The 15870-nt window shown below is 69.4% G+C and carries 14 protein-coding genes and 1 riboswitch; of the genes, 9 read left to right on the top strand and 5 right to left on the bottom strand.

What is annotated here, in order from left to right; all coding sequences use genetic code 11:
- Positions 1 to 229: 229 nt before the first annotated feature.
- The 5 genes from ABD732_RS16465 (at position 230) to ABD732_RS16445 (ending at position 6239) form a co-directional block, all read left to right on the top strand.
- On the top strand, positions 230 to 1009 hold the full coding sequence (locus ABD732_RS16465; protein WP_344785570.1) for an ATP-binding cassette domain-containing protein: 780 nt from the start codon (positions 230 to 232) through the stop codon (positions 1007 to 1009).
- Between the two features lie 2 nt (positions 1010 to 1011).
- Complete coding sequence (locus ABD732_RS16460) at positions 1012 to 2892, top strand: YhgE/Pip family protein (RefSeq protein WP_344785599.1); 1881 nt, start codon at positions 1012 to 1014, stop codon at positions 2890 to 2892.
- 85 nt (positions 2893 to 2977) lie between these two features.
- Positions 2978 to 4357, top strand: a complete 1380-nt coding sequence (gene gad / locus ABD732_RS16455; RefSeq protein WP_344785569.1) for a glutamate decarboxylase — start codon at positions 2978 to 2980, stop codon at positions 4355 to 4357.
- A 102-nt stretch (positions 4358 to 4459) separates the two neighbouring features.
- A complete protein-coding gene (locus ABD732_RS16450; RefSeq protein WP_344785568.1) occupies positions 4460 to 5155 on the top strand; it encodes a hypothetical protein in 696 nt (231 codons plus the stop codon).
- Positions 5156 to 5264: 109 nt separating this feature from the next.
- The gene (locus tag ABD732_RS16445) at positions 5265 to 6239 is read left to right on the top strand and encodes an AraC family transcriptional regulator (protein WP_344785567.1); all 975 of its coding nucleotides are present in this window, start codon (positions 5265 to 5267) and stop codon (positions 6237 to 6239) included.
- Here the strand turns inward: ABD732_RS16445 and thiD are convergent.
- The 5 genes from thiD to ABD732_RS16420 all read right to left on the bottom strand — a co-directional run bounded on the left by thiD (position 6199) and on the right by ABD732_RS16420 (position 11757).
- A complete protein-coding gene (gene thiD, locus ABD732_RS16440; protein WP_425553073.1) occupies positions 6199 to 7083 on the bottom strand; it encodes a bifunctional hydroxymethylpyrimidine kinase/phosphomethylpyrimidine kinase in 885 nt (294 codons plus the stop codon). The two genes, ABD732_RS16445 and thiD, sit on opposite strands and share 41 nt — an antisense overlap.
- Positions 7083 to 8762, bottom strand: a complete 1680-nt coding sequence (gene thiC, locus ABD732_RS16435) for a phosphomethylpyrimidine synthase ThiC (protein WP_344785566.1) — start codon at positions 8760 to 8762, stop codon at positions 7083 to 7085. The genes thiD and thiC overlap by 1 nt, the downstream gene beginning before the upstream one ends.
- A riboswitch (TPP riboswitch) is annotated at positions 8753 to 8865 on the bottom strand. Its footprint overlaps the gene before it by 10 nt.
- 12 nt (positions 8866 to 8877) lie before the next feature.
- Positions 8878 to 9636 (bottom strand): siderophore-interacting protein, encoded by a 759-nt coding sequence (locus tag ABD732_RS16430; RefSeq protein ID WP_344785565.1) that lies wholly within the window; start codon positions 9634 to 9636, stop codon positions 8878 to 8880.
- A gap of 43 nt (positions 9637 to 9679) precedes the next feature.
- Positions 9680 to 10030, bottom strand: a complete 351-nt coding sequence (locus tag ABD732_RS16425) for a GNAT family N-acetyltransferase (RefSeq protein WP_344785564.1) — start codon at positions 10028 to 10030, stop codon at positions 9680 to 9682.
- An 80-nt stretch (positions 10031 to 10110) separates the two neighbouring features.
- Complete coding sequence (locus tag ABD732_RS16420) at positions 10111 to 11757, bottom strand: (2,3-dihydroxybenzoyl)adenylate synthase (protein WP_344785563.1); 1647 nt, start codon at positions 11755 to 11757, stop codon at positions 10111 to 10113.
- Positions 11758 to 11914: 157 nt separating this feature from the next.
- On the opposite strand from ABD732_RS16420, the gene ABD732_RS16415 reads away from it, so the two are divergent.
- Genes ABD732_RS16415 through ABD732_RS16400 form a run of 4 tightly spaced genes read left to right on the top strand, consistent with a single transcriptional unit; the run spans position 11915 to position 15844 of the window.
- On the top strand, positions 11915 to 13261 hold the full coding sequence (locus ABD732_RS16415; protein ID WP_344785597.1) for a salicylate synthase: 1347 nt from the start codon (positions 11915 to 11917) through the stop codon (positions 13259 to 13261).
- Positions 13258 to 14187, top strand: coding sequence for an ATP-binding cassette domain-containing protein (locus ABD732_RS16410; RefSeq protein ID WP_344785562.1), 930 nt, complete (start codon positions 13258 to 13260; stop codon positions 14185 to 14187). Before ABD732_RS16415 ends, ABD732_RS16410 begins: the two co-directional genes overlap by 4 nt.
- Positions 14184 to 15017, top strand: coding sequence for an ABC transporter permease (locus ABD732_RS16405; protein ID WP_344785561.1), 834 nt, complete (start codon positions 14184 to 14186; stop codon positions 15015 to 15017). The genes ABD732_RS16410 and ABD732_RS16405 overlap by 4 nt, the downstream gene beginning before the upstream one ends.
- Positions 15017 to 15844, top strand: coding sequence for an ABC transporter permease (locus ABD732_RS16400; RefSeq protein ID WP_344785560.1), 828 nt, complete (start codon positions 15017 to 15019; stop codon positions 15842 to 15844). Before ABD732_RS16405 ends, ABD732_RS16400 begins: the two co-directional genes overlap by 1 nt.
- Positions 15845 to 15870: the final 26 nt, after the last annotated feature.

Here is a 15870-nt window from a genome sequence, read left to right as displayed (position 1 = left end):
CGTGCCAGGTGGACGCGCTTCTGTGCCATCGGCACCGAAAGCGTGCGCGTCACGAATGGAAGCGGGCGATCATTGCAGGCGGAACGCCGCAGGTGAAGGGGAAGTTTCGAAGTCGGGTGACTTCGTGACGTAATGGCCAGTGCCGGGCGGTGCGCTGACTAGCATGGTGCGCAGCCCCGGGCGCAACGGCACACCGGGGACAGTGGGAACAACGAGGAGCAGACACCTGATGTCGACCGACCCCGAGAGGGAACTGGGCGATCCCGGCTACGCCGCCGGAGACACGGCCCCCATCGCGCCGGTGCGCGAGGACGATGTGCTGTTGGATGCCGAGGGCATCGGGGTGGACGCCTCGTGGGGCCACATCTATGGTCCCGTCGATCTGACGATCCGGCGCGGCGGGGTGAGCGTTCTGGTCGGCTCGGGTGGACGGGGCCGCACCGCGCTCCTGCTCACTCTCGCCGGCCGGATGAAGCCCAGCACCGGCACGCTGACGGCCTTCGGACGCACCAACAAGGCGCAGAACCTGTTCACCAACGCCGCCATCGGCTTCATCGACCAGGTCGACGGCATCGAACAGACCATCCGGGTCCGCGACGTGCTGACCGAGCAGCTCCGATGGAAGGCGCCCTGGTACAAGTTCGTCGGCGTGGGCAACGAGGACGACCTGGAGCGGCTGTGCCGCCCGGCCTTCGGCCCCCTGACGCTGCCGACGCTCGACGCCTACGTCGAGGAACTCCCGGAACTGACCGCGGCACTGTTCCGAATCGCGATGGCCAACATGCGCAAACCCCCGTTGCTGGTGGTCGGCGGGGTGGACAATCTGACCCGGGATGCCAGCACCGAGCGACTGCTGGACCGGCTCATCGACCTGGGCCGTGAACAGACCGTTATCACCGCCGACGTGAACGGGGTGGTGCCCCGGCCGGGGATCACCGATGTCATCGAGGTGACCAACCTGACGGACCACGAGTTCGTCTGGCTCGAGCGCGAGGACCAGATTCTGTGAAGATGCTTGCAGCCTTCTCCCCGGGCAGCGACTTCAAGCGGTACTACCGCGGTCGCATGCCCCGACTCGCGCTCATCGTCATCATCCTGATGCCGTTGATGTACGGCGCGCTGTACCTGTGGGCGTTCTGGAACCCCTTCGGCGACGTCAACAAGCTGCCCGTCGCCCTGGTCAACGCCGACAAGGGCGCCACGGTGGAGGGCGAGAAACTCGAAGCGGGCGAGCAGGTCGCCGAAGGCCTGATCGCCTCCAAGCAGATGGACCTGCATCTGCTCTCGCCCGAAGAGGCCGCCGAGGGCGTGGCCCGCGGCACCTACTACTTCTCGATCACGCTGCCGGAGAACTTCAGCGAGTCGCTCGCCTCCCCGATGAGTGACGACCCGAAGTCGGCGGACCTGATCTTCACCTACAACGACGCCAACAACTACCTGGCGACCATCATCGGCCAGGACGCGGCCGGCCAGGTGGTCAACATGGTGGGCGCCCAGGTGGGCGCACAGACCTTCGACGTGGTCTTCCAGCAGGTCGACCCGATGATGGGCAAGATCACCGAGGCCGCCGACGGCGCCGAAGAGCTCGCCACCGGCCTGCAGCAGGCCAAGAGCGGCGCCGACGAGTTGAACGACGGCGTGCAGGAGCTCGCCAGCGGCGTCATGGAGGCCACCGATCCGCTGCTGTCCGCGGCACAGGCGCACGATCAGGGCGGTCCGAGTGCCGCCGAGGTCAATGCGACCGCCGACCGGCTGGGCCGGAACATCGGTGAACTGAGCACCACCCTCGGCACGGCGGCGACCACCCAGTCGCAGGCCTACCAGGCGATCACCGCGCTCAGCGCACAGCTCAGGTCGAATCCGGACCCGACCGTGCGGTCCCTGGCGCCGGCGCTGGAACCGGTGAAGAACTTCCTCGCCACCCAGGGCTTCGGCCCCGACGCCCCGGGCGACCTGACGGCGATCCAGAACGATTCGGCCCTGCTGTCGGAGCAGCTGAACAATCCGTCCAGTCCGCTGCGGACGCTGCTCACCCTGTTCGAGTCCGGCGGCCTGGTCACCGACATCGAGCAGGTCCGCGGCGCCGTCACCGAACTGAGCGACGGCACCGCCGAGCTGGCGAGTGGTCTGGCCGAACTCAGTTCCGGCGCCGACGAACTGGCCTCCGGTCTGGAGGAAGGCGCCGAGGCGATCCCGCACTGGAGCAAGCAGCAGCAGGAGCAGCTGGCCAAGGTGCTCGGGCAGCCGGTGACCCTCGATGAGCGCTACGAGAACAGGGCCGCCACCTTCGGCACCGGGTTCGCGCCGTTCTTCTTCGGTCTGGCGCTGTTCGTCGGCAGCATCATCGCCTGGATGCTGTTCACGCCACTGCAGGCGCGGCCCATCGCGCACGGACTCAACTCGTTCCGCGTGGTGCTGGCCTCGTTCGCACCGACCCTCGCGGTCGGCGCTCTGCAGGCCGCGATCCTGTTCCTGGTCACCGTCTTCGCGGTGGGGCTGAAGCCGGTGCATCCGTGGGCGACCTACGGCTTCATGGTCCTGATGGTCGCGATGTTCATGGCGATGATCCAGATGTTCAACGCGCTCTTCGGCGCAGCGGTCGGGCGAGTGGTGACGCTGGCGTTCCTGATGATCATGCTGACTTCCGCGGGCGGCATCTATCCGGTGCAGACCACCACCAAACCGTTCCAGTACATCCACTGGGTCGATCCGATGACGTACACGGTGAACGGCTTGCGGCAGTTGACCGTCGGTGGCATCGACTACCGGCTGTGGGTGGCGCTGGCCGTGATCAGCGGTCTGATCGTGATCTTCCTGGCGATCTCGACGTGGGCGGCGCACCGCAACCGGCAGTACACCATGGACCGCCTGTATCCGCCGGTGGAGGTCTGACCGCCAGCCACGACGTCCTCTGGAGTACCCGGCCGCACCTCACTGACATCAATTCTTCAAAAGCACACCCAGAACGGAGAGAGAAATGACCGATCTCGACAGCAGCCACATCAAGCTGCCCCCGGTCTTCACCCAGCGCGGTGAGGCGACGAGCCTGCCGCGCAACGAGATCCCCGAGGGCATGCTGCCCGCAGAGACCGCCTATCAGATCGTGCACGATCAGGCGATGCTCGACGGCTCATCCCGTCTGAACCTGGCCACCTTCGTGACCACGTACATGGACAAGGAGGCCAAGCTCCTCTACGCCCAGACGGTCGACAAGAACATGATCGACAAGGACGAGTACCCGGCCACCGCGGCCATCGAGGATCGCTGCTGGCGGATGCTGGCCGACCTGTGGCACGTGCCGGATGCCGGCGACACCATCGGTACCTCCACCATCGGCTCGTCCGAGGCGTGCATGCTGGGCGGCCTGGCCCTCAAGCGACACTGGCAGGCGGCGCGCAAGGCGGCCGGCAAGTCGGTGGAGAAGCCGAATCTGGTGCTGTCCACCGGTGTTCAGGTGTGCTGGGAGAAGTTCTGCAACTACTTCGAGGTGGAGCCGCGCTGGGTCCCGGTGACCGAAGAGCACCTGTTCCTCGACGGCTACGAGCTGGACAAGTACGTCGACGAGAACACCATCGGCGTGGTCGCGATCATGGGCCAGACCTACACCGGCGCGTACGAGCCGGTGAAGGAGATCGCCGCCAAGCTCGACGAGATCCAGGCCGACACCGGCCTGGACGTGAAGATCCACGTGGACGGCGCCTCGGGTGCCTTCATCGCACCGTTCTGTCAGCCCGAGCTCGAGTGGGACTTCCGCGTCGCCCGTGTCGCCTCGATCAGCACGTCCGGGCACAAGTTCGGCCTGGTGTACCCGGGCGTCGGCTGGATCGTCTGGCGCGATCAGGAGCGGCTGCCGGAGAGCATGATCTTCCACTGCGCCTACCTCGGCGGTGACATGCCCACCCTGGCGCTCAACTTCTCGCGCCCGGGCGCGCAGGTGCTGCTGCAGTACTACCAGTTCCTGCGCCTGGGCAAGGAAGGCTACCGCGCCGTGCAGCAGGGGTGCCTGGACGTGGCACAGTACCTGTCCGCCGCGATCGCCGACATGGGGCCGTTCGAGCTCATCAGCAAGGGCGACACCATTCCGGTCTTCGCGTGGCGTTTGAAGAAGGACCACAGCGACAACTGGACGCTCTACGACCTGGAGGACCGTCTGCGCATGAAGGGCTGGCAGGTGCCGGCCTACCCGCTGTCGGACAACCTCTCCGACGTCACCCTGCAGCGCATCGTGGTCCGGAACGGGCTCAGCCACGACCTGGCCACCAAACTGCTGGCAGACATCAAGACCGAGGTCGACTTCCTGCAGCAGCTCGACGGACCCATGCCGCATGAGAAGCGGAGCGCGTCCTTCCATCACTGATCACTTGCCGTGCCCGCCCGGATCGGCACCGGGCGGGCACGGTGTGCAACGGGTACGACGGCATCGCGGGGGCGCGGGCCGCCGTAGAAAGAGATTCACGACATGACGAGTGCGGTGCACCCTGAGTCAGCCCTGGCCGGCCGCATCCTCACCCCCACCCTGGCGAAGCAGTGCTGGGGCTTCCTCATCGGTTCGTCCCTGTTCGCACTGGGGGCCGCGCCGGGCTTCTCCGATGCCGCCGGCGCGAATGCCGCCAACCTCTGCTACTTCTTCGGCGCGTGGTTCTTCACCGCAGCGGCGCTGGTTCAGCTGGTGCGCAGCGGCCCGATGATGAAAAAGGTCTCCTACTCGCCGGGCGAGATGTTCCGCGCCGAATGGCTGGCCGGGTCGACGCAGTTCCTGGGCACCCTGCTGTTCAACGTCAGCACGACCGCGGCGCTGATGGCCCACACCGTCAAGGGCGAACAGCACCTGGTGTGGAACCCGGATGCGGGCGGCTCGGTGGCCTTCTTGCTGAGCGGCTCGTTCGTGATCCTCGCGTTCGTCCGAGCCGGCAACGCCTTCCTGTCGCCCGGCAGCCCCGACTTCTGGGCCGGGCACATCAATATGCTCGGCTGCATCGCCTTCGGGGTGGCGGCCGTCGGATCGTTCATCAACCAGAGCGGCAGCACCGCGGACGCGGCGATGGCCAATTGGGGGACCTTCATCGGCGCCCTGTGCTTCCTCGTGTCGTCGGCGATCGCTCTGCCGCGGCTCCCCTGGAACCGCGAGGGCCACGATGCTCCCGCCGGTCACTGAAACAACGCGGGGGACCACAGCACGCGGGACGGCGACACGGGGGACGGCGGGATCGACCGCGGGTGCCCTCGACGACCGCACCGTCGCCGCATGGCGGGAGCGGCTGAGCATGATCGCCGGAGCGCCGGTAGGGGACCCCGATCTGCATCTGGTGGGCCGCGAAGCGATCGATCTCTACCGGCTCGATCAGGATGTGCAGACCATCGAACCCGACGAGTTCGAGGTGTACATGTACACCTCGAAGCTCTCGATGATCAGCTCCTCCTTCGCCGCGCTGCGGAGCCCGGTGACGTTGTCCCGCAGCGAAGCGCTGACGCGGGCCCGGCCGAGTGACGAACTGGTGGTCGGTACAGTCATCGACCATGCGACCACGCGCATTGAACGGGGCAACCGGCGCATCCAATACCGGCCGGGCGAACTGATCCTCACCGGCAACGCCACCAGTTACGTGCAGCTGTCGGACAATCCGGTGGACTCGGTGGGGGTGGTGATCCCGCGGCGGCTGCTGGGCAAGCGCCGGGCGGCGATCGAGCGCAGTTGGCAGCCGTTCGTCTCGGGCAGTCTGCTGGCGCGCGCCACGGCGTCGTTCATCACCAGCTTCGCGGTGCCCACCGCGACCGGGGTGGGACCGAAGCCGAGTACCGAGACCGAGTTGGCCGCAGTCGATCTGATCGTCTCGGCCCTCGGTGAGCTGACCGGCATCAGTTCTTCGCTCACCGACAACCCGATCTTCGTCCGGGAGGCCGTGGTCGACGTGATCGAGCGGCGCTACGCCGATCCCGAGTTCGGAGTCGACAGCATCGCCGCCGAACTGCATCTGTCGCGACGTCAGGCCTACCGGTACTTCGAGGACTCCGGCCAGTCGCTGGCCGCCCGCATCGCCGACCGCCGTATCCAGGCGGCGCTGGAGTTGCTGCGCGCCGAACCGCGCACGCCGATTGGCAACGTCGCCCGGCGTTCCGGTTTCACGTCGGTCGCGACCTTCCGCAACCGGTTCCGTGCCAAGGTGGGCATCGGGCCCACCGAGTGCCGCGCGCTGCTGCTCAGCGGGCAGCCGATTCCGCCACTCGCCACAGAGGACTGACCGGTCCGTGGCCGGCGCCGAGCGGATAGGCGGCGGTCAGGGCGCGGGTCACCCAGTCCTTCGCGAAGGCCACGGCCTCGGGGACCGAGAGTCCGTGCGCCAGTGCGGCGGTGGCCGCCGCGGCGAGCGTGTCCCCGGCGCCGTGGTCGTGCGGAGTGTCCACGCGTGGGGCGTCGAAGCGGTGAAACCGGGCGCCGTCGAACAGCAGATCCGGACTGCGTTCGCTGCCGCGCAGGTGCCCGCCCTTGACCAGCGCCCACCGGGCGCCGAGCCGATGGAGTTCGGCGGCGGCGGCTTCCTGCGTCGCGTCGTCGACCACGTCGATCCCGGTGATCAGCCGCACCTCGTCGAGGTTCGGCGTCACCAGCGTGGCCATCGGGAGGAGCCGGCCCACCAGCGTGCCGAGTGCGTCGGCCGCCAGCAGCGCGTCACCGTGCATGGACGCGCACACCGGGTCCACCACGAGGGGTATCGGCCCATCGGCCCCGATACCGGCGCGGCCGAATGCGGCGGCGATCGCCTCGATGATCGGCGCCGAGGCCAGCATGCCGGTCTTCACCGCCTCGGTGCCGATGTCGGCGGTCACCGAATCGATCTGTGCGGCGACGACTTCCGGATCGATCTCCTGCACGCCCGTCACACCCAGCGAGTTCTGCACGGTCACCGCGGTGACGGCGACGCAGCCGTGCACCCCGGTCAGCGCGAAGGTGCGCAGATCGGCCTGGATGCCCGCGCCGCCGCCGGAGTCCGACCCGGCCACGGTCATCACCCGGCGCGGCACGGCGCCGGGTTCCGGTGGCGGCAGTGGCGTGGGAGTGGTGGGGGGAGTCGCCGGGAGGATCATCAGAGTGCTTCCAGCGGCAGATAGACCTCGCCGCCGGAGCGGCGGAACTCGTCGGACTTGGCGGCCATGTCGGCGGCCAGCTTGGCGTCGATGTCCTCGGCGGTCACCAGGCCGTGTTCTTCGGCGTAGGCGCGCACGTCCGCGGAGATCCGCATCGAGCAGAACTTGGGCCCGCACATGGAGCAGAAGTGCGCGGTCTTGGCCGGCTCGGCGGGCAGCGTCTCGTCGTGGAACTCCCGGGCGGTGTCCGGATCCAGGGCGAGGTTGAACTGGTCGTTCCAGCGAAACTCGAAGCGCGCCTTGGAGAGTGCATCGTCGCGTTCCTGTGCGCGCGGATGTCCCTTGGCCAGATCGGCGGCGTGGGCGGCGATCTTGTAGGTGATCACCCCGGTCTTCACGTCGTCCCGGTTCGGCAGGCCGAGGTGCTCCTTGGGGGTGACGTAGCAGAGCATCGCGGTGCCGGCCTGGGCGATCATCGCCGCGCCGATGGCCGAGGTGATGTGGTCGTAGGCCGGTGCGATATCGGTGGCCAGCGGTCCCAGCGTGTAGAACGGCGCCTCCTCGCACAGTTCCTCTTCCAGGCGCACGTTCTCGGCGATCTTGTCCATCGGCACGTGCCCGGGGCCCTCGATCATCACCTGCACGCCGTGGCTCTTGGCGATCGCGGTGAGTTCGCCGAGGGTGCGTAGCTCGGCGAACTGGGCCTCGTCGTTGGCGTCGGCGATGGAGCCCGGGCGCAGGCCGTCGCCCAGCGAGAAGGTGATGTCGTAGCGGGCGAAGATCTCGCAGAGTTCGTCGAAGTGCGTATACAGGAACGACTCGGTGTGGTGCGCCAGACACCAAGCGGCCATGATCGAGCCGCCGCGCGAGACGATGCCGGTGACGCGCCGCGCGGTCAGCGGCACGTAGCGCAGCAGCACGCCGGCGTGCACGGTCATGTAGTCCACGCCCTGCTCGGCCTGCTCGATCACGGTGTCCCGGTAGATCTCCCAGGTGAGGGCCGCCGGGTCGCCGTTGACCTTCTCCAGCGCCTGGTAGATCGGCACGGTGCCCACCGGGACCGGGGAGTTCCGCAGAATCCACTCGCGGGTCACGTGGATGTCCTTGCCGGTGGACAGGTCCATGATGGTGTCGGCGCCCCAGCGGGTCGCCCAGACCATCTTCTCCACCTCCTCCTCGATCGAGGAGGTGACCGCCGAGTTGCCGATGTTGGCGTTGATCTTCACCGCGAAGGCCTTGCCGATGATCATCGGCTCGGACTCCGGGTGCCGATGGCTGGCCGGGATCACCGCGCGGCCGGCGGCCACCTCGCTGCGCACCAGTTCGGCGTCGCATCCTTCGCGAGCGGCGATGAACCGCATCTCCGCGGTGACCAGACCTGCTCGTGCCCAAGCGAGCTGGGTGGCGGCACCGTCGATGGGTGCGGGCCGTCGCCACGCACCGCGCACCGGCGGCAGCCCGCGTTCGACGTCGATCTCGACCTCCGGATCGGTGTACGGGCCGGAGGTGTCGTACAGGTCGAGGTGCTCGCCGTTGGTCAGGTGGACGCGGCGCTGTGGGATACGCAGGTCGCCGTCGGCCAGGTAGTGCTTGGTGCTTCCCTCGATGGGGCCGAGGGTGACGCCACCGGTGGTGTGCTCATCGGCCGAGGGGCGTGCAGAGGGGACAGACGTGCTCAAGAGGAACTCCCTACGCCGGCATTATCCGGACAGGTTCGTACGGTCGGCGACCGCCTGTCGCCCTCTCAGCCCTCGGTTCGCGAGAGCCCCCGTGTGTGCAGTTGTGAGCGCCACCCTACGCGAAGGCTTTGCCCACCTTCCAGTAGGCCATCGACTTGACGCCCTTGCGGCCGAGCCCGAAGTCACTGCGGAAGATTCCGGTCACCGCGCGGGTGCTCTTGCTGTCCAGGGCCACCCAGCCGCGGTAGCCGGTGGTGTCCATTCCGGATTCGGCGGCCACGCGCACCGTCTCCACCAGCGTCGCGCCCTCGCGTTCGCGGGGGATCCAGGTGACGGTGTCCTGCGGCCGCCGATGCAGCGGCAGATCCCGGTCGGAGTCGTGCTGGTACTCGAGCCAGAGGGTCGCCGGCGCCGGTGACCCGGCCGCCGACAGGGCGTCGAGGAGCGAGTTGATCGCCGGGAGCGAGGCCGTGTCGCCGGCGATCAGCCACCCCGCCGGAGCCGGGTCGCCGATCGCGAAGTCGCTGCCCATCACCGTCACCGGCAGGACGTCGCCCGGTTCCGCCTGCTCCGCCCAGTGCGCGGCGGTGCCGTCGTGGAGGGCGAACTCGATGTCGAAGGTGTCGGACTCGGGGTCCGGGTCCACCAGCGTGTAGCCGCGCTGGTGCAGGGAGCCGCCGGCTTCGAACCACGCCCGGACCCACATCGTCGGATGCACGGGGATCTTCTGGAGCAGGCCGCCGCCGCTGAAGCCGAGTCGGAGGTAGTGCTCGGTCACCGCCTCGGTGCGGGTCACGGTGATCTCGAAGTCGTCGGCGTTGAAGAGCTTCATCACCGCGCCCTGCCAGCCGCGCCCGCTGACCGATGTCGTCATACCCGCTCCCTCGTCGCTGAACGAGGTAAGCCTAGGCTAATTATCAGGCCGGTGCCAAGGTGGCCGCGCCCGGACGGGACGCCAGGTAGTGCTTGGTGAAGCTGCACACGGGCCGTACGCGCATGCCGCTCTCGCGCATGAAGTCCACGGCGGTGCCCGTCAGCCTGGTGGCCAGGCCGTGGCCGCTGTATTCGTCGTAGAGCACGGTGTGCAGGATGGTCGCTGTCCGTTGGCCGCCGGTCTCGTCGACCGAGTAGCCGAGCACTCCGACCAGGTCGCCGGCGATCCAGAGTTCGAAGCGTTCCCGAACCGGATTGTGCACGACCTCGGAGATCTGCTGCAGGATCGCACGGGCGGGCCGGGGCGGCTTGGGGCGTCGCGATATCCGGTGCATTGCTCACCTCCTGTGATGTTCCTCACATCAGGTATAGCCCTCGGCGGGAGCGTTCACAAGTCACACCAGTCACAACTGCGTTACGACTCCCCACTGGCCACGCCGATGAGGACGAGTACCGCCGGCTTGTCGATCTTGCCCACGGCGGTCACCGGCAGGCTGCCCGCGAACTCCAACTGATCAGGAAGTTTGAACGAGGCGAGGCCTCGTTCGGTGAGGAAGGCGCGCACCGACGGCAGGTCCAGCCCCGCGCGCGGGCCGGACGGCACCACCACGGCGCAGATCCGCTCGCCGAGCGCGTCGTCGGGGACGCCCACCACGGCGACCTGGCCGATCGCCGGGTGCGCCAGCAGGTTCTCTTCGACGTCGTCTGCGGCGACGTTCTCGCCGCCCCGGACGATGGTGTCCTTGATCCGTCCGGTCACCGCGAGGTGGCCCGACGGCAGGCGTCGGACGCGATCGCCGGAGCGGTAGTAGCCGTCGGCGGTGAAGCTGCGGGCATTGTGCTCGGGCGCCCGGTAGTAGCCGCGGATGGTGTACGGACCGCGGACCAGCAATTCGCCCGCGGTGCCGTCGGGGACGTCCGCGCCGTCGGCGTCGACGATGCGGACCTCGTCGAACTCCGACATCGGGCGGCCCTGGGTGCGGTGCACCAGATCGCGAGGATCGTCCAGACGCGTGTAGTTGATCAGCCCCTCGGCCATGCCGAAGACCTGCTGTACCACCGGCCCGAAGGCGGCGTCGATGGCCGCCGCATCGGACTCGGCGAGTTTGGCGCCCCCGACCTGCAGCAGGCGCAACGAGGACAGATCCGCCGGCTCCCATTCGGTAGCGGCGCACCACAGCTGGGCGAGTGCGGGCACCAGTGCAGTGACCGTGACTCGGTGCTTCTCGATCACCCCGAACGCGCTGTCCGGACTCGGGTTCGGCGTCAGCACGGTGTGTCCGCCGACTCGCAACATGCCCAGCAGGCCCGGGCAGCAGAGCGGAAAGTTGTGCGCCGCAGGCAGGGCGGCGAGGTAGACGTCGTCCGCGGTGAGTGCGGTGATCTCGGCGGAGCGGCGGGCGTTGAAGGCGTAGTCGTTGTGCGAGCGGGGGATCAGCTTGGGCAGACCGGTGGTGCCCCCGGACACCAGGAACAGTGCGGGTGAGTCCGGGTCGGCGGTGTGGTCGGGACAGTCCCGCGGGTCGCCGTCGGGCAGGGGGGAGTGGGGGCCCGGGGCGCCGTCGACGAAGACCTGCTGCACCGTGGGCACCCGGCTCTGCAGGTCGCGGGCCAGCGCGCGATAGTCGAAGCCGCGGCGGTCGTCCTCGGTGAAGTACGCCACGGCGCCCGAGCCGGCCGCCAAGTGGGCGATCTCGCTGATCCGGTGAGCGGGCAGGGTGAGCACCGGTGCGGCGCCGGCCCGCAGCAGACCCAGCAGGGTCACCGCGAAGGCGGCGGAGTTGTTCAGCTGCACCACCACTCGATCGCCGGGACGGATGCCGGAGCCGGCGAGACCGGCCGCGCGGGCGGCGGCGGCCGACCACAGTTCGTCGTAGCTGAGGGTGGTGCCGGTCGTGGCATCGGTGACCGCCGGTGCCGCCGGCGTCGCCGCGACGGTCCGCTCCACCGCCGACCAGAGCGGAGCCTCGTCGAACGATCCCGCCGAGCGGTACCGCTGCTGCGCGTCGCTGACGGGCGGAAGATAGCCGTCGATCAGGTCGGGGCGTGTGGTGGAGGTCATCGGGTTGCGTTGCTCCTGAGTGTTGTCTTTAGGGAAGCCTTAGCTATCGTCTTTACTATCCGATCTGATCAGTAGATTAGCCTTCCCTAATGGCTGAGGGTGGGACGGAGTCGACGAGTACGAGGGAGAGCAGGTCATGGTCTCAGTGCCCCTGCAGATGACCGACACGGTGGCGGCGACCGGGCGCGACCAAGTGACCCGGATCGCCCAGATCTGTGCGGCCTGGGCCTCCTCGGGCGAGTTCGGCGACCACGTGGTCTACGAGCGGGACGGCCGCTGGACGTTCGCGGCGCGCCCCCGGGCGCGCGTGGTGCTGACCAAGGGGGAAGTGACCCTCGAGCAGCCGGAGACCGGCGCCCGGACGCGCACCTACGGCTGGACCGACGACCCGGCCGCCGCGCTCGCGGCCGCGGTGGCCGACCTGGAGCTGCCCGACTGGCGCCTCTACGGATGGGTGGGTTTCGACTTCTGCGCGCCCTACCACGGCCTCGCCGACCACGTGCCCGCCGACGTGGTGCTGGCGCACTTCATCGTTCCGCACGTGCAGGCGCACCTCACGACCGGCCCGGACGGTGTGCATCTGGAGGTGGAGGGCGGCGACCCGGACCTCACCGGCCGGCTCACCGAACTGGCCGCACGGGCGCAGGCCCCGCAGGCGGCGCTGCCGATCGCCGTGGACGACGACCGCGACGACTACCGGGGGCGGGTGGGCACCGCCATCGCCGAGATCCGGCGCGGCGACTACCAGAAGGTGATCATGTCGCGGCGCGTCGAGGTGCCCTTCGACATCGACATGCCGCAGACCTACGCCCGCGGCCGGGCGGGAAACAACCCGGCGCGGTCGTACTTGCTGCGGCTCGGTGACCTCGCCGCGGCCGGCTTCAGCCCGGAACTGGTGGTGGCCGCTTCGGCGGACGGCGAGGTGGTGACCGAGCCGCTGGCAGGCACCCGCGCCCTCGGCGTCTCGGCCGGCGCGGACGCCGCGGCGCGTGCAGAGCTGCTCGCCGACGAGAAGGAGATCGCCGAGCACGCGATGTCCGTGCGGGCCTGCTTCGACGAGATCGCCTCCGTGTCCCTGCCCGGGACCACCGCGGTCAGTGAGTTCATGCAGGTCCGCGACCGCGGCAGCGTGCAGCACCTGGCCTCGACGGTGCGCGGCGAACTGGCGCCGACGGCCGGGCCGTGGCGCGCACTGGCCGTGTTGTTCCCGTCGATCACCGCCTCGGGCATTCCGAAGGCCCCCGCCGTCGAGGCGATCTATCGACTCGAGCCCGATCGCCGCGAGCTCTACTCGGGGGCGGTGCTGGTGGCCTCCGCCGACGGCGCCCTCGAGGCCACCCTCGCCCTGCGAAGCATCTTCACCGCGGACGGCCGGTCGTGGCTGCGCGCCGGCGCCGGCGTGGTCGGGCAGTCGACGCCCGAGCGCGAGTTCACCGAGACCTGCGAGAAGCTCGGCAGTGTCGCGCCCTTCGTCGTCCCGGCCCGGACCGGTGACGCCCAGTGAGCGCGCCGGCCATCGAGGTCGCCGGCCTCGGCAAGACCTACGGCAGCGTCACCGCCCTGGACGGCATCGATTTCGAGGTGCCGCGGGGGACGATCCTCGGTCTGCTCGGGCCCAACGCCAGCGGTAAGACCACCACGGTCTCCATCCTGGCGACCCTGCAGCGGCCGAGTGCGGGCACCGCCCGGATCGACGGGCACGAGGTGACCGCCGAGCCGGACCGCGTACGCGAGCTGATCTCGCTCACCGGGCAGTACGCGGCCCTCATGGAGGGGCTCACCGCCGCGGAGAACCTGTCCTTCTTCGGCAGGCTCACCGGGTTGCGCGGCGCCGCCGTCGCCCGGCGGACCGGGGAACTGGTGGACCTGTTCGACCTGGGCGAGGTGGCCTCACGCAGAGTCGGGCAGCTCTCCGGGGGCATGCGGCGGCGGGTCGACATCGCCGCCGCTCTGGTCACCCGTCCGTCGGTGCTGTTCCTCGACGAGCCGACCACCGGGCTGGACCCACGCAGCCGCACCGCGGTCTGGGAGACCGTCGCCACCCTGCGGGAGCAGGGCATCACCGTGCTGTTGACGACGCAGTACCTGGAAGAAGCCGACCGGCTGGCCGACTCGATCGTGATGCTCGGGTCGGGCCGCGTGGTGGCCGCCGGCACGCCGGAACAGCTCAAGAGCGCCGCCGGTGCGCCCACCTGCGAGCTGACCGTCGGTCCGCGTTCGGATCCGGACGCCGTGGCCGCATTGCTGACCGGTTTCACGCTGCTGGACCGCACCGATACCGGAGCCCTCGCCGTACGCGCCCCGGACGGCATGGGGACCGTCGCCGACGTGATCGGCGTGCTGCGCGCCGCGGAGGTCGACGTCGCCGACATCGGTCTGCGCCGCCCGTCGCTGGACGACGTCTTCCTGCAACTGACGGACGCCGGATGAGCACCGGAACTCTGCTCTCGCCGCCGGGTGTGCCGGTGCTCGCCGCCGCGCCGGGCCGCGCGCGGGTGCCGCTGACCCGCGCGGTGCGGGTGATGTTCACCGAGAAGGCGCGCGCGGCGCTGCGCAGCGGCGACCTGCTGATCGCGACCGCCAGTCCGCTGGTGTTCTTCGCCTGCTTCTACATTCCGCTGCACCGTCGCTTCGAGCTCGGCGGCGGCGACTACGCCCAGTTCCTGACACCCATCATCCTGTTGCAGGCGGCACTGTTCACGGCGATCGCGGCCACCGAGGTGGCCGGCGCCGATGCGCGGGCCGGCGTCGCCGAACGGTTCGCGAGCCTGCCGATGCCCCGCACCGCCCCGCTGCTGAGCCGGATCGGCTGGGCCGGCGTGCGCATGTCCTTCGGCCTGGCCGCGGGCCTGCTGCTGGGCTGGGCGCTCGGGTTCGGCTTTCACGGCGGTGTGGGCGCCGCGATCGCGTTCGTGGTGGTGCCGCTGGTCTTCGCCATCGCCCTGTCGATGCTCACCGATGCGGCCGGGACCGGTGCGCGTGACGCCGTCGGCGTGGCTCACGTGCTGATGATTCCGCAGCTGATCCTGACCATGGCCTCCACCGGGCTGGTGCCGGCGGCGGCCTTCCCGGAATGGGTGCAGCCGTTCGTCCGGAATCAGCCGATGTCGATCCTGGCCGACACCATGCGGGCGCTCTCCGACGGTTCGACGGCGCAGTGGACGGCCGCCGAGTGGACCGCACCGCTGGCCTGGCTGCTGGGACTGCTGGCCGCAGGCGTGCTCGCCGTGGTGCTCGCCGGACGACGGCAGGTCGACTGATGACGACGACCCGCACCGAGCAGCCGACGGCCGGCACCGAGCGCGCCGTGCAGCGCCGCGGGGTGCCGTGGCCCCGCGCCGTGGCCGGCATCGCCGGTGGCCTGCTGCGCAGTTGGGTGCGCGACCCGGGCATCGTGGTGCAGTCCCTGGTCTTCCCGGCGTTCCTGTTGGCCATGTTCCAGCTGGTGCTCGGCAAGACGGTGACGTCGATGGGCGGCGGCGAGAGCGTCTACGCCAACACCGGTCTGGTGGCGCTCACCGGCGGTCTCTTCGGCGGGTTGTCGACTGCGATCGCACTCGCGGCCGAGCGGGAGACCGGTGTGCTGGCCCGGCAGTGGACGCTGCCGGTGCCGCGCGCGGCATTCCTCTCCGGGCGTTTGTGCGCCGAGATGATCCGGGTGGGAGTGAGCACCGTGGTGCTCTATCTGGTGGCGATGACCATGGGCTTCCGCTTCGACCAGGGGTTCCTCGCCGCACTGGGCGCCCTCGCGGTGCCGATGATCTTCACCGCCGGGCTGGCCGCGCCGATCACCGCGATGGCCCTGCGGACCAACGGTGCGCAGACCATCCAGCTGGTCGGCGGCCTGTCCCTGCTGCTGCTGTTCTTCAACAGCGGCTTCGCCCCCGTCGCCGAATACCCGGACGTGCTGCAGCCGGTGGTGCGCTATCAGCCGATGACGCCCGCCGTCGACGCGATCAAGGCCCTCACCGAGGGCGGCGCGATCACCGCCCCGCTGCTGGGGACCGTCGCCTGGACCGTGGTGCTGATCGCCGCCTTCGGCCCCCTGGTGGTCCGCGGCTTCCGCCGCGCCGCCGCTACCTCGTGAGGAAGGAACTCGCATGACTGTCAGCG

The organism is Gordonia caeni (assembly GCF_039537105.1).
Taxonomy (GTDB): domain Bacteria; phylum Actinomycetota; class Actinomycetes; order Mycobacteriales; family Mycobacteriaceae; genus Gordonia; species Gordonia caeni.
The sequence above is the reverse complement of the archived record's forward strand: the minus strand, read 5'-3'. Positions and strand labels throughout refer to the sequence as shown.